Here is a 15,868-nt window from a genome sequence, read left to right as displayed (position 1 = left end):
ACGGGTTTATTGTATACTATTGAGGAATTTGCAGAGTTTGTTTGTAGCTATGGCGCGATGACTGATTTTATTTTTCAGTTCATTGCCCATCTCTGCAAAGGTTTGTGAATAGCCTTCGGGAACAAATACCGGGTCGTATCCGAAACCGGAATTCCCTCTGCGGGTCTTGATTATCTCTCCCTTTATAACACCTTCAAACAGATGCTCCTTTCCATCGATAATCAGTGCGAAAACCGTACGGAATTGTGCTTTGCGGTTCTCTATTCCTTCCATAGCGTGCAGGAGTTTCAGCATGTTTGCTTCCGCATTATGGCCGTCTCCGGCATAACGTGCGGAATAAACTCCCGGTTCTCCGTTCAATGCTTCTACTTCTAGTCCGGTATCATCGGCAAAGCAATCCATTTGATAGTTTTCTTGAATGTACTGTGCTTTCAGTAAAGCATTTCCTTCCAGAGTGTCGGCTGTTTCAGGTATGTCCGTGTGGCAATTAATGTCTTTCAGACTAAGAAGTTCAATTCTGTTTCCTAAAATAGCTGTTACCTCTTCCAGCTTGTGTGCATTGTTTGTGGCGAATACAAATTTACGTTTCATATTTTGATTGGTTATTTCACTCTCAGTCGGTCGAATCCTTCCCCATATACTCCGATAACGGAACTTTGAGAAATAAATGCATTGGGATCAATGTCTTTCACCAAACGGAAAATGTCGATTGACTGGCGTTTATAGGCCAGTACAACAAGGACTTTTACGTTATGCTTACTGTACCAGCCTATGCCATCCAGCACCGTTACACCACGGTGTGTCTCTTTGGTAATCCGGTCTGCAATCTTTTCATATTCTTTGGAGAAGATGAAGAACTGTACGGATTGGCGGGCACTGTTGACAATATAATCCAGTACAAAACCGATAACAAACAAAGTTACAAAACCAAATATCACCCGTCTCCAGTCATGGAACACGAAGTAACAAGAGCTGATAATAACTACATCGCAAAGCATCACCATACGTCCCAGCGTAACATCTTTATACTTGTGTATGATAGCGGCAATAATATCCGTTCCTCCCGTGCTTCCGTTGCAATTGAAAACAATTCCAAGACCAGCACCGCACATCACTGCACCTATCAGACAGGCCATAAAGTCCTGTCCCGGTCCCAGAATAAGCGGTGGAACACCATCAGAACCGTTTACAAGTATCTGGAAAAACCATAAAAAGAACGTCAGCCCGAAGATGGCGAATGTAGTTTTAATACTGAACTTGGGACCCAGTATTTTGATAGCAAATGTCATTAAGACAGCATTGATGATGAAGTATGACCACTGGATAGGGAATCCGGTGGCATAATAGATGATGGCGCCAATACCGGTGGTTCCTCCTGTCGTTATCTGATAAGGAATCAGAAACGCGGCCCATCCCAAGGCATAGCTGATAAGACCGATAGTGATGAAGATATAGTCTCTCAACTCCCTCATCACTTCGGCTTTTGTTGGTTTTGTAATTTGCATATATGTTATTTAACAACAATGTTTACAATCTTCTTCGGAACTACGATAACCTTCACTACCGACTTCCCTTCCATCCATTTGGCGGAACGTTCGTCTGCCAATACGGTGCTCTGGATAGCCTCCGATGTTTCATCAGCAGGGAATTCCATGTTGAAGCGTGCCTTACCGTTGAAGGATATGGTGTAGTTGATTGTATCTTCCACCAGATATTCTTCGTTGTAAGTCGGCCACTGAGCATCGCAAACCGAAGTTGAATGTCCCAGAGTATCCCACAACTCCTCACATACATGCGGAGCGAAGGGAGCCAGTGTGATGACAAGCTCATTCAGAATTTCCTTCTTGTTGCATTTCAGGCTGAACAACTCGTTTACACAAATCATGAAAGCACTGACGGAAGTATTGTAAGAGAACTGTTCAATATCGCCCGTTACTTTCTTAATCAGTTTGTGCAAAGCTTTCAATTCTTCCTTGGTTGCAGGTTCGTCCGTAACTATATAGTTTCCATTACGGTCGTAGAACAGTGACCAGAACTTCTTGATGAAGCGATATACACCGTCAATGCCATTTGTATCCCAAGGTTTGGATTGCTCTACAGGGCCAAGGAACATCTCGTACATACGCAATGTATCAGCACCATATTTCTCCACAATCATATCCGGATTAACGACGTTGAACATAGATTTACTCATCTTTTCTACAGCCCATCCGCAGATGTACTTGCCGTCTTCCAGAATGAACTCGGCATTTGCATATTCAGGACGCCATGCCTTGAAAGCTTCCAGATCTAATATATCATTGGATACGATGTTTACATCCACGTGGAGTGGGGTAGTGTCGTACTGATCTCTCAAGTTGAGTGATACAAACTTATTGGTGTCTTTGATGCGATAAACGAAATTGCTTCGTCCCTGTATCATACCTTGGTTAACCAACTTCTGGAACGGTTCTTCCACGGCAGATACACCTACATCGTGCAGGAATTTATTCCAGAAGCGGGAGTAAATCAAGTGACCTGTGGCATGTTCCGTACCACCTACATAGAGGTCTACGCTCTTCCAATATTCATCTATTTTCTTATCGACCAATGCTTTGTGGTTGCGTGGGTCCATATAGCGCAAGTAGTAAGCGCTGGAACCTGCAAAGCCAGGCATGGTATTGAGTTCCAGAGGGAATACGGTTACGTTATCAATCTTTTCGTTTTCTACCACGCATTTGTTCACAGTGTCCCAAGCCCACTTCGTTGCGTGTCCCAACGGTGGTTCTCCGGTTTCGGTAGGAAGGAATTTATCCACTTCCGGTAATTCGAGCGGTAAGCAGCTTTCATCAATAACGTAAGGCATGCCGTCCTTATAGTAAACCGGGAACGGTTCACCCCAATAACGTTGGCGGGAGAAAGTAGCATCACGCAGACGGTAGTTCACCTTTACACGTCCCAGATTATTTTCTTCTACGTATTTCTTGGTAACTTCAATAGCTTCCTTGATGGTCAGTCCGTTCAGTGTAAGGTCGCAATAAGGCTCTACACCGGGTCTTGGCGAGTTGCAAACAATACCTTCTTTGGCATCAAAACTCTCTTCGCTCACGTCGCAACCTTCTACCAACGGGCGGATTTCCAATCCGAAGTGTTTGGCAAAAGCGTAGTCACGGCTATCGTGTGCAGGTACAGCCATGATGGCGCCCGTACCATATCCTGCCAGTACGTAATCACTAATCCAGATGGGCACTGCTTCACCTGTGAAAGGATTGATGGCATAACTTCCGGAGAATACGCCTGTAACGCTACGGTCAACGATACGTTCGCGTTCAGTACGCTTCTTGGTACGTTCCAGATAAGCATTTACTTCATCTTTCTGTTTGGCAGTAGTCAACTGGGCTACCAGTTCACTTTCCGGTGCCAACACCATGAAAGTAACTCCGAACATGGTATCTGCACGAGTTGTGAAGATAGTGAATTCTATGTCACTGTCTTTCACTTTGAACTGTACCTCAGCACCTTCACTACGGCCTATCCAGTTTCTTTGAGTCTCTTTCAGAGAATCTGTCCAGTCGATGGTATCCATTCCGTCCAACAAACGTTGTGAGTAGGCGGATACGCGAAGACACCATTGGCGCATTTTCTTCTGAACTACAGGGAAGCCACCACGTTCGGATACACCGTCGATTACTTCATCGTTGGCAAGTACCGTACCCAACTGTGCGCACCAATTCACCATCGTTTCACCCAGGTAGGCGATACGATAGTTCATCAGGATTTCCTGTTTTTCTTTCTCGCTCTTGGCTTTCCATTCTTCGGCAGTAAAGCTGAGTTCTTCGCTGCAAGCAACGTTCATCCCATTGGTACCTACTTCTTCGAAAGCCTGTATCAGCTCTTCGATGGGGCGGGCCTGCTTTTCGTCATTGCAGTAGTAGCTGTTGAACATCTTAAGGAATGCCCATTGCGTCCAGTGATAATACTCCGGGTCGCAGGTGCGGATTTCACGGCTCCAGTCGAAACAGAATCCTATCTTATCCAACTGTTCGCGATAGCGGTCTATATTGTTGATAGTAGTGATTGCAGGATGTTGTCCCGTCTGTATGGCATATTGCTCGGCGGGAAGTCCATAAGCATCATATCCCATAGGATTCAGTACATTGAAGCCCTGCAGTCGTTTGTAACGAGCGTAAATGTCCGAGGCAATGTATCCCAGCGGGTGTCCTACATGTAAGCCCGCGCCAGAGGGGTAGGGGAACATGTTTAGTACATAGTACTTCTGCTTCGTCTCATCTTCCTTCACTTGGTAGGTTTTCTCTTCCACCCACCTTTGCTGCCACTTCTTTTCAATCTCCCTGAAATTGTACTCCATAATGGTTTTCTTTCGTTTTTTATGGTTGATACTTAGTTATATACTTTATTAAACGGCGCAAATTTACGGGTTTATTTTCAGATTCGTAGCGTAGTACATCAAAAAAGCACCTTACTTATTTACTTTCCTTGTATGATAGTGATAGTTTGGTATAAATATAAAGTATCTTCTAGTGAGCGAAGTTATAAATAAATCAATACCTTTGTAGCTAATCTACACTTTAAAAATAAAACAAAACAATGGAGATTCAGAATAATATCTTTGATTATGCCGCTTTGCTCAAACAGGTCAAAGCACGAGTGATTCTCGCACAAAAAAAAGCTATCTATGCAGCCAATGAAGAAATGCTTCATATGTATTGGGATATTGGCAAATTGTTATCTGAAAGTCAAAAACAAATAGGTTGGGGAAATAATGCACTTGAACAGTTATCCAACGATTTGAAGAATGATTATCCAAAAGTAAAAGGGTTCTCTGTGAGAAACTGTCAGGTAATGGTTCAATTCTATAATGAATATAATCAGCAACTTACAAATACGCAACGGTCCGTTGCGCATTTGCAGACTGATTCTATAACATTGCCGATTAAACAATTAAGTTGGTCACATAATGTTGCTTTGATGCAAAAGGTAAAAGACCTCAAAGCTCGTTATTGGTACATGATACAATGCTTAAAAAGCGGATGGACTCGTGATTTCTTAATCGAAGCCATAAATCAAGACTATTATAATTCTCATGGTGCATTGGCTAACAATTTCGATTCCACTCTTCCCGAAATGCAGGCAAAGCAGGTAAAAGAAACCTTGAAGGATCCCTATATTTTTGATATGCTGACTTTCACTGACGAATATGACGAGCGGGACATAGAGTTAGGCTTGATAAAACATATAGAGAAATTTCTTCTTCAAATGGGAGCAGGTTTTGCTTTTATGGGCAGGCAATATCACATAGAAGTGTCGGAAAAAGATTTTTATATTGACATTCTTATGTATAATACCTTTATGCACAGATATTTGGTTGTAGAACTAAAGATAGGTGAGTTTCAGCCCGAATATATTGGCAAACTGAATTTCTATTGTTCGGCAGTAGACGATATTCTTTGCCGGGAAGGAGATAACCAGACAATCGGCTTACTCCTTTGCCAGAATAAAGACCGTATCATGGCTGAATACGCTTTACGTGATGTGCACAAGCCGATAGGTATTTCCGATTATGAGTTAGGCAGAGCATTACCCAAAGATATTAAATCCAGTCTTCCTTCTATTGAGGAGTTAGAAAACAAACTTAGTCAGGAATTACAGGAAAAAGATAATAGTACAATAATCAAATAGCAAGGACTGATTTTGTAGGAAATCTAAAAGATTTAGAGAAACTCAAATGGATGATCTTCTTAATTAGTAGTATTTTAGAAGAAACTGTAAAAAAAACAGGAGAAATGCTTGACAAATTAATTTTTATTCTTTATATTTGTGATGTGCTTATTAAAACTAATTCAAGTAATGTAATACAAAAAATGGCTAAGTTAATTCAATAGGATTTTACACAAAAGTGTTTTTAGGATATTTCAAGGGATGAAGTCTGAGAAGATTGCATCCCTTTTTGTTTACTTTTATGCCAACCTGCTAAAAAGGGCTGAAATCACGTTCTTAATAAACGCGGTCGAAGTTCTTAAAAAACGTCCCCCTTATTTATTAAAAACGTTTCTGACGTTTATTAAACCGCCTGTTTTATTGTGTAAAAAGAAGAAATGCCATATCTTTGCACTCAATTTATAGGTAGTGTATGAATGAGAAGAAAAATTACACCTATCATCTGATAGCAATCCTCACTGTAGGAATCTGGGGATTGACGTTTATCTCCACCAAAGTTTTAATAGCCAATGGACTTTCTCCGAAAGAAATCTTCTTGCTTCGTTTTTTGATTGCTTATGTGGGAATCTGGTTTATATCTCCCCGCAAGTTGTTTGCAAACTGCTGGAAGGATGAATTATGGCTGTTTTTGGGTGGTATCACAGGAGGCTCCTTTTATTTTCTGACAGAGAATATGGCATTAGGCATCACGCTGGCCACTAATGTTGCATTTATTGTTTGCACGGCTCCGTTGCTCACCACTATCTTTTCTTTGATGATTTATAAGAAGGAGAAGGCCACCCGCAGTTTGATAGGCGGTTCACTGATGGCATTGGTGGGAGTGGCAATGGTGGTTTATAATGGTAGTTTTGTTTTGAAAATCTCTCCGCTAGGCGATTTCTTGACTCTGTTAGCTGCTCTTTCCTGGGCGTTTTATAGTTTGATAATGAAGAAGATGACAGGACGATACAATACTATTTTTATTACCCGCAAGATATTTTTCTATGGGATATTGAGCATACTTCCTGTTTTCTTATTCCAGCCTTGGCAAGCAGAACTTTCCTTGCTTTTGGAACCTTCTATCTTGCTGAATCTGCTATTTCTGGGTGTGCTTGCTTCGCTGGTTTGTTTTGCAGTCTGGAATGTGGTATTGAAAAATCTCGGTACGGTGCGTGCTTCCAATTATATCTATCTCAATCCACTATTTACCTTGGTTGGGTCTGCAATTCTGCTGAATGAACATCTGACGATCATTGCGCTGATTGGTGCAGGTTGCATTATGGGTGGGGTGTATATAGCAGGGAAGAAATAGGAGAAAAATAATCCGTTGAATACTTTGTTAATGGCACAAAAAGAATATTTCATAGATATTGTTTGAGGATTTTGCATATACCATAAAAAGCTCAATATAAAAAGAGCTTTCTATGGTATATTGTACTTTTCATGCATTATACAATGTCTTAATCTTATCTCTTACATTCATTGTATGGTAGTATTAGTATACTTCAAATTCATAGATACGTGTATCTTTTCCTCCTATGCTTTGAGAAGGACGGGTTATTAACAAACGGATATAGCGTACTTCGGCGGAGATATTTATTTCACGTGAAATTGTGTTCCGCCGATTTCCGTCCACACTATCCAATGTTCTCCATTCTTCATTTAAAGTATTCTTCCCCAGCAAAAAGCAGCTACTGGTGATATAGCTATGATTTTCCTGACCAGCATTCAATAGTTTCCATCCATTAATTTTTTTAGTCTCTCCCAAATCAAAATCTACATAATTCGGAGTCTGACTGATGTCACACCATTTAGTGGAAACATCACCATCTATCATAAATTCTGGTTTTTCACGATCACTTATATAGCCTGAGTATGCTATGACTTTAGCCTCTTTTAAATAATTTTCTTCGAGTGTAATTTCAGTGGATTGAGCAGCTATATCCATTTCTTTAATAGCAGTATGAAAAAGCTCTGAAGCTCTGATAGCTTCTTTTTGTTCTTCCTGTACCAGAGTAGCTGCGAACAGAACAATTTTGTTATTCTCAGGAAGTATAAAGTGGGTTGCTCCTTCAGGAATATCGATGCCAAATTTAAACATATAAGTGAATTCATAAGCCTGATCACCGTCAGGAGTGTGACGATGCGTACCTACATAAGCTATTTCTGCATTTTTAAGATAACCTTTTGTATGGCCGGTATGTCCCCATTGTCCAATAAACTCAGAATATGACGGAATCATAAGTTCAGTCTTATTACGTCCACAACGGAAAGTAGCCAAATAGTCTCTATCCATGGAAGCAGCTATGAAATACAAACGATTATACTTTCTTCCCAACGGTAAATCAATTGTGTCTCCTTTACATATCATACCATTGGCTGCATCTTTCTCTCCAAGTTGAAATGGAATCTGGTTCACAGTAAGTGATGCAGGTAAAAGTTCAGCAGCATATGAATAACCGGATTCAAAATCAGCTTCTCCCCGGAATTCATTAAATGACGAGCATTTAAGATTATATGCCAATGGTAAATTAGCATATTGCACATGATAGGTTGGCTGACCGGAAGGTTTCAGACGAATTTTAAAGGTCTTGACAGAATATGGTTTTATATTCACAGATAATTTGTTGTTGGCAAAATCGGCTTCGCCTATTGTCTTTTCTGTACCATCTGCTTCATTGGCACTGATAATATCACCAACAAATGAGAGAGTTGCCCTCTGAGCCTTTTCGCCTCCAACTTCATATACACGTACTATGTATTCATCAGAGTTTTCTGCCTTTTTTAATGCTTTGATGATCACATTTTGATTGTCAGAAGTAACAAAAGAAAACTCCCTTCCTAATATACCTTTATGCTTATCAGTATGGAAAGCTTTCAGTTTTTGATTTAAAAGTTCAGCCTTCTTTATCGTAGATACCTTGTTCAGATTACCTACATGGCCAATCAGACTATATGTAAAACAATGATATCCATAATCTTGTCGGTTTTGATAAACGTAATTTTTATCAGTGGCGGGTGTATGCAATAAAGTTAATCGTAGTGTATTATTATCAGGCTTATCCCAACCATATTTGCTATCGTTAAGAATGGACACGCCATAATGCTCGTCCTGATCTGTCAGGTCCGCCCAATATTGCGCATATACTTCATAAGCAGTTTTTGTATTATTGCCTCGTTTGATACTTCCTATTCCTAAATCATAAGTAGCTTCCTGATTTTCCAGATTAAGGGGGAATTCCGCTTTCAATAAAGCATTGGTTGATTGCCAGTCTATCTCATTATAGAAATCGATACGATCAGCTCTACTTCCTTCATAAAGACGGATATATTGTTTGAATGACGATTCACCGTGCCGCTTCTCAATGCAAAGAGATTTACGCAACTCCCCATTCTCTACTAATGTGATTTTTACATCTTCCGTAATTGATACAGGATTTCTATCTATTGTTTCTTTTAAGATTTCCCAGGCAGGCCATGCATATGATTCATTTTGCGTGAAAAGAGCTAATCTGATGGTTTTGCCGGTCTTCACCAACTCTTTATTATTCTTTTTGTCAAACAGTGAAACGATATCTCCTTTTTTATCTAAAGTTATTTTATAAATAGAATTTTCCAATGTACTGGTACTTGCAGATGTTAAAGCATGATTGACAGGACCTGAGGTACGAACATCGTATACAGCATAACCGGTAGCAGGTACAATGGCTTCTATCAAAAACTTAGCTTTCCCGTTTGCATAAGAGAGTAATTGTGCCGCCACTTTTTTACCATTAGTGTCATATACAGTGATACCTTTAGGAGCATTTGGTAAATTAAGTTCAATTTCTGCAATATCAGTAACCTGAAATCCTAATGCATTGTATAATATTACAGGGATACCTTTTACCCTTGTATCCATATTTCTTGCAACGGCTCCAACAGAAGATGCCAATATGCTTGTGAATTGTTTGAGAGAGATAAACTCATCATTCCATGAGAATTCATAAGCTTGGGGTATACTTGTTCCGGTAAGGTCATCATGGAATTGGTGAAATATGAAACGCTTCCAAGCTTCAGTGAGCGTTTCGCTTGGATATGTTGCCTGATTTAGCCACTCAGCTACTACAGACGATCTTTCTGCCGCATCTCCCAGAAGTTCATTTTGACGGTTATACAATTTCATGGCAGCTTGTGAAGTATAACAGCCTGTTCCATGAACATCCATCAAAAGTTCTCCATTAAATACAGGTAATTCCAGATGATTCTTATATGGCCAGAAATCTTTGAATAACTGATCACTTGTTGCACTTATTATTTCCAGTGAACCATCCCCTTTTATCCCCTTTTCAACAGCACGTACAGATTCTATTGTAGGAGAACCTCCTATATCTCCTGTACCATAATAGCGATAAACCATATTAAGTGGAGTACGCGTAGTCAACTCCAGAAGTTCCCTATTTTTAGATAAATCCTCATCTTTCCAGCGCTGATTATAATCATAACCATGAGCTAACATAACAGAAGCACCATCAATTCCTTGCCACAACCCAATAGTAAACGGGTGCTTACCTGTTTTATAAAATGGGTTTGTACGCCAATCTAATTTTTGTGAAGAAAAGCCGATAAGACCACAGTGCGAGGCGATAGTTGGCAGTGTCCAACCAAAACCAAAACAGTCAGGCAAGAAAATATCCGTACTTTCTACTCCGAATTCTTTCCGGTAGAAGTCTTGTCCAAGCATTATATTTCGAATAGCAGATTCCGTAGAAGGCACAAGTACATCCGTTGCGTCCCAACTGGCTCCACTGACGTGCCAACGTCCTTCCCGTATATATTTTTTCATTTCTTCATATTGGGCAGGATAGTACTCTTTCATCCATGCATATTTTACTCCACCTTCAAAGTTGAAAATATAGTCGGGATATTGTTTTAGTAGAAATAGGTTCTGACTAATGGTATTCCACACATACTCTTTAATCGTAGTTTGGATATCCCAATTCCATTGTGTATCTAAATGCGCATCAGCCACCATATAAGCTTTTGCTCTTTGTGGTGCATCTTGGGTATAAGCATTGCTTCCTAACAGTGAAGCAAATGCCAATACGGTTATGTATCTTTTTGTAATTTTCATTATTTACTATTTTTGTATTAATCTTAATATAAAAAGAAGTACCTCCTTTGTTTTCTAATAATTAATAATCTAATGCCAAATCAGCACTCATTAGAAAGGTATTATAAGGTCCCCACATCGACATGATGAACCAAAGCTTATCATCGTTATCTTTGAGCGGATGCATATAAGCACAGTAAAGGGCAGGATATTTCTCTGCCGTAGCCAATACTTTAGGTGCTCCCCATTTTGTGATGTCATCTGTATCACAATATAGGATAGCATGTTTCTTGGTTAATGGAGCTTTATCGTGATTGGGGTCATAATTATATGTCAGTATCCAGCGCTTAAATTTCTTATGCCACATTAGAGATGCTTCACCTACAGGGCCACGCAAAATAGGTGTAGCGGCTGTTTCATCACCACGTACCCATTCACTACGATTGCTATTCCAATATTCATATGCCTGCATATTCAATATATCTTTTTCATGAAAACGTGCCAGATAAGCTGCATCGCCGCGCCCTGCTTGTGTACCAATCATATAAACCCAGCCATTACGTTTGGCATAGGCTACCTGTGAGAAATGACTTTCAGAAGAGAAAATAACCTCTTTACGCCGTATCCAAGTATGACCATCATCATCAGAAGTATAAAGGGATGAGTAATTTGTAAGCCAACGTCCATGTGGTGCTCCCCAATCATAAATATTCATATAATGGACACAATCCAATTTATCTGCACGAATTGCACTGGTTGGAATTGAAGTCTGGTAAACCTCCGGATTTGCTTTGGCACCATCACACACTTCACGGGCCTTTCCTTCAGCATCCAATAGCATAGAATCTATTTTCAGCCCATCTTCAAGATTGGTATCTGTTGAAAAGGCAAGTACATTAGAACGCCAGTTTGCACCATTACCGCCATTCTTGTTAATAACAAACCCTTCTCCACTGGTATCACCGAAAAAAAGTCCTACTCGATTCCCTTCTATATGCCACATTAATCCCAGATCAGTTCCATAAACATCAAAATCAGTTCCTGTATCATTAGGATTGAATAAGGTTTCACCTGGAAGGGAAGTGCCTGTAAGACGTGCTACCATACGTACATTAGTGGCATTAAGAGTTCTTTTACCTGCTTTTTCTTGCTTATCAAGATTCACGTTACTGGCATATCCCGCAATATTACATAGCATAAAGCCGAATAATAAGCAGTATCTAATTTTCATCTCAACTAATCTAATCATATTCTACTTAATTCTTTCAAGAATGACTAAACTTAATTCAAATTGATCGCTACCCTGATTATTTCTCACATGGAATGTGATAGAATTAGTTTGTTCCGTCAGTTCAATATCTCCTACATATATCCGATCTTTAGATATTTCCTTATCTCCTTTGGTTGATATCCAATCTGATAATTGTTTCTGGCGTTGCCAAACCTGAAAATCTGCTCCATTGGGCTTCTCGAAATAGTTTATTAAGATTCTGTACTTACCTTCGGGAACATCATTCAACATAGCACGTACGGTTCCTTCATGTTGAGTATTCATCCGGAGCCCTCTATCATTTATAATCTGTACACCTCCACCAGGAGTTAACAACATTTGCTGAGGAAAATATATATGTTCCGTAGGTTGATACACTTCCCGAAGTTCATTAGAAGGTTCCATCCTGCTTTGCAAAGGTTGAGCAGCATAAAAGAATGCCAGTGATATGTAATCTACCGGGAAATTATTTTTTACTTCTCCGTGCTCCATTCCGTGATAAATCTCTTTTTCAAAAGACATTTTATCAGCTAGGAAGAAACGATAACCTCCTGTTCTGGCCATGGGAAGCGAGTAGTCCAGACATCCATGAATAGGAAGGCTGTTACCTCTATCCCAACGGTCCAGTACAGCATACCAGCCACCATTATAATAATCTTCGGAACCAGTACCATGCAGTCTCATTTTTTTGTCTACATAAGTACTATCATCTCCTTCGAAAAACAAGGTCATACCAGAACGTAATCCCTGTGCCTGATGTATGGTGCCCACATAATGCCCTTTCCCTTGCTGTTCTGTGAACTTATGGAATTCTCCAAGAGGAGTTTTTTCTCTACGCCACACAGCGTAAAACTTACCTTCTTCTTTTACATCACGTTTGTTGCTATTATAGTAGACCTTCACATTTACAGAGACAGGTGATTGGCGTATCTCATTTCTTTTCTTATAAATCATTTTCACAGAAGCTGACTTATCAAAAGGCATCGGGAGATAACAATAATTGGAAGTTCCCTGTTTACCCATTATCATGCTTCGCATGGCTCCTTTTCCATAAGCATACCCGAAGAAATCAGCAATTGGAGAATATATTGCCTCTACTTTTTCGTCATCCCATTTGGCGGAAAGTATTATATCTTTGTGTAAACCTTCAAATGAATTACCTCCGTCAATCTCCATACCGATAATTCTGCCTGGTTCATTCATTTCAAAGAAAGAAATATCTTCTCCGGGTTTAATTGTGAACATCTTTTCTTCAGTTTTGATTTCGGATGATTTTCCATTTGTATAGTTAGTGATTTTAGGAGATATATCAGCCCACACTTTATTTACTTCGGAAAGCAAATCTTTATCCTGCTGAGAGAAGTTTCCTGTATAGGTTTCAACCTTTTCACCCGGTAAATTCCGATATTGTATCTGAATAAACTCCAATTTTGGTCCATCAAAAATAACCTTACATGACTTTTTATAAGTTATTGGAAAATAGCAATAAAAACCGCCAATTTCATTTCCGCAAACAGGCTTTGTAAATGGAAATACTTTGCCGGAAAACAAGTCCGAGAATTTTATTTTTAATCCAGGCTCCTTCTGGCCATCAAAATAGAAATACAGCATATTATCGGTAGGGGTAGGAGTCCAGATACGGTTGATAACTCCAGGGCCTTCCATTTCTGCAATAACAAGTTTATCGCCTTCTTTCCGGAGATATGAATAAGTACCGTTAAATCCATCATTATTTCCTCCGGTTCTATCATAGCTTGAAAATTGCTCTACGTAAGAGCCTGTGCGATACTCGGGCAATTTATCTATTCGTTTCAATAGTTCTAATTCGTCTATCCATTTATATGTTTTCTGAGACACTACTTGAGGACTGAATAATAGGACAAGAGCTAATAAAAATAGATATTTATTTTTTAGGGTATTCATAACTTTTCATTAATAGATTAATTAGTTGTATATTATTTTATCAAGTTGCAGAGATGTAGTATTTTTATAATACCTATTGAAATTTTAGGTAATATGGCAAGTTTACCGTTTTATGATTGGCAAACTCACCATATTAATCTCTATTCTTTAGAACGTTAATTAAGGCAATAGTAATTCATACCCCTCTGGAGTAATAATCATTGCATTTACCCCGAAGAATTTTGCCCATTGAGTATTATTAGGTCCGGGTTGAAGTTTTATGGTAATTGTACCTTCATCTGTTGGCTCAATATCCTGGATTATTGCAACTCTATTCAAATTATCATCGTTTACCACATAGCCAACACCTTCATTCTTTCCAATAATGTGAAATTCTGTTTCGGTTAATCTATCATTTATATGTCCATAAAAAACAAATGTATACTTCTGATCTCTATTCAGATAACTCATCTTGAAGCTACTTACAGGAATAGTAATTCCATCACTGAAGAACATATCTTCCGAAGCTGTTTTCGGGAAACCTAACAAATTCTCCAAACCTCGCTCCAACACACCGGTAAATCTTTCCTCTACCCCAAGTTGGAACGCGGTGGCATTTCCTTGCTCATCTTTCAAGTTTCCTAACATGGCATCTGTTGGAAATCTGTAATTATTGAATGGAGCAGCAGATTCAATAGGACCAAAGTCAATATAGATAGGACATTCTAACACGAACTCATTCGGCCCCTGTTCCTTATAATCTATCAGGTCTGTTATGTTCTTGGGGGCAATTATTGCACTATGGGCAGCCTCTTTAGCTAAATGAGTGTCAAAATTAGAAAGATTATCCGACTTATAAGAACTTGTAGTTAGGTCTTTGCCAAAAAGTGCCTCAAACCATGTGCATGCCGTTATGAATCGTCCTATGTTCATATTCAGATAAGTGTTATCCCTAAGGATGCTTTCGGCTACATAACTTGTACGCCCATTCTGAATAGCTGTTCCGGAAGGAATCGTAATATCTATCTGAGCAAATTCTTTAGCTCTTGATGTAGCGTTTGCAATAGCATTGAACATTTGAATTTGATCATTATCGTAATCGGCAAAAGCTTCCTCAAGAGCATTCTGCGCATACGCCCACGGCTGATGCAGGATATATTTTACATCCGGATTAGTTGCCTGTTCCTTAATATACTCTAGTATCTGCGGTAAATAGGTCTGATACCCTTCCAGTTTTCCGGATAAAGGCAATGCTTCTTCAATTGCAATATAATCCCAATTCTCACTTTTAATGACTGTTTTCAGTAACTGATTATTTTGCGTATTTAAACCTCCATCAGCGGCAATACGGTTATATTGGTATACTCCTTGGTTTTCAGTAATATTTTTCATGTGATCTTCCAAAGAAGCACCGGCAGAAGATAGGTTTCCAATGACTAGAGGTAGGCCTTCATTCTTAGCGATGTCATGTAGATAGCTTATAGTAGCATCATTGGATATTCCACTACCAATTGTTAATACTTTAACAGACCGTTCTCCTTCGCTAACAGTGAGGTCAGCAAAATACACCAATCGTCCGTCAATAGTTTCTACCTTTATAACAGTAGTTCCTGCTGCAACGGCTGTAATGACACCAGTATTATTATCAGCATCTGTTGCAGTTGCAATATCAGTATCTAGTACACTCCACGTTAGTTTATATGAATCAGCATTAGCCTCATCGGTAGTGGCAGTGACTTTAAATTTTTCTCCAACCACTATAGAAAGTGATGTTTGGTCGATACGCACAAATTTATCGTTGGACGGATATACGTCATTATCATCCGTACAGGATGTAAACGCAAAAATCGCCAACATGATGATACCCAATATGAATGTTATTGATTTCATGGTCATTATTGTATTAT

Annotated in this window: 9 protein-coding genes; 2 read left to right on the top strand and 7 right to left on the bottom strand. The window is 39.3% G+C overall.

Going from position 1 to position 15,868, the window contains the following annotated elements:
* Positions 1-6: 6 nt before the first annotated feature.
* From HMPREF9447_RS11970 to leuS, 3 genes are read right to left on the bottom strand one after another with little or no spacing between them, the layout of a single operon-like run.
* The gene (locus HMPREF9447_RS11970; protein ID WP_009129999.1) at positions 7-591 is read right to left on the bottom strand and encodes a non-canonical purine NTP diphosphatase; all 585 of its coding nucleotides are present in this window, start codon (positions 589-591) and stop codon (positions 7-9) included.
* A gap of 11 nt (positions 592-602) precedes the next feature.
* On the bottom strand, positions 603-1,505 hold the full coding sequence (locus tag HMPREF9447_RS11965; protein ID WP_009129998.1) for a YitT family protein: 903 nt from the start codon (positions 1,503-1,505) through the stop codon (positions 603-605).
* Positions 1,506-1,510: 5 nt separating this feature from the next.
* Positions 1,511-4,348, bottom strand: a complete 2,838-nt coding sequence (leuS, locus tag HMPREF9447_RS11960; RefSeq protein WP_009129997.1) for a leucine--tRNA ligase — start codon at positions 4,346-4,348, stop codon at positions 1,511-1,513.
* A 239-nt stretch (positions 4,349-4,587) separates the two neighbouring features.
* Here leuS and HMPREF9447_RS11955 point away from each other — a divergent pair, with 239 nt between their 5' ends.
* Both HMPREF9447_RS11955 and HMPREF9447_RS11945 read left to right on the top strand, forming a co-directional pair.
* Positions 4,588-5,679, top strand: coding sequence for a PDDEXK nuclease domain-containing protein (locus HMPREF9447_RS11955; protein WP_009129996.1), 1,092 nt, complete (start codon positions 4,588-4,590; stop codon positions 5,677-5,679).
* A 451-nt stretch (positions 5,680-6,130) separates the two neighbouring features.
* Positions 6,131-7,009, top strand: a complete 879-nt coding sequence (locus tag HMPREF9447_RS11945) for a DMT family transporter (RefSeq protein WP_009129994.1) — start codon at positions 6,131-6,133, stop codon at positions 7,007-7,009.
* Between the two features lie 183 nt (positions 7,010-7,192).
* On the opposite strand, the gene HMPREF9447_RS11940 is transcribed toward HMPREF9447_RS11945, so the two are convergent.
* From HMPREF9447_RS11940 to HMPREF9447_RS11925, 4 genes are all read right to left on the bottom strand, one after another.
* Positions 7,193-10,810 (bottom strand): glycoside hydrolase family 38 N-terminal domain-containing protein, encoded by a 3,618-nt coding sequence (locus HMPREF9447_RS11940; protein WP_009129993.1) that lies wholly within the window; start codon positions 10,808-10,810, stop codon positions 7,193-7,195.
* Positions 10,811-10,871: 61 nt separating this feature from the next.
* On the bottom strand, positions 10,872-12,038 hold the full coding sequence (locus HMPREF9447_RS11935; RefSeq protein WP_009129992.1) for a DUF4185 domain-containing protein: 1,167 nt from the start codon (positions 12,036-12,038) through the stop codon (positions 10,872-10,874).
* Positions 12,039-12,041: 3 nt separating this feature from the next.
* The gene (locus HMPREF9447_RS11930; protein ID WP_009129991.1) at positions 12,042-13,982 is read right to left on the bottom strand and encodes a glycoside hydrolase family 172 protein; all 1,941 of its coding nucleotides are present in this window, start codon (positions 13,980-13,982) and stop codon (positions 12,042-12,044) included.
* Positions 13,983-14,141: 159 nt separating this feature from the next.
* Positions 14,142-15,851, bottom strand: a complete 1,710-nt coding sequence (locus tag HMPREF9447_RS11925) for a DUF4886 domain-containing protein (protein WP_009129990.1) — start codon at positions 15,849-15,851, stop codon at positions 14,142-14,144.
* Positions 15,852-15,868 lie beyond the last annotated feature (17 nt).

This window comes from Bacteroides oleiciplenus YIT 12058, from assembly GCF_000315485.1.
Lineage (GTDB): Bacteria > Bacteroidota > Bacteroidia > Bacteroidales > Bacteroidaceae > Bacteroides > Bacteroides oleiciplenus.
The sequence above is the reverse complement of the archived record's forward strand: the minus strand, read 5'-3'. Positions and strand labels throughout refer to the sequence as shown.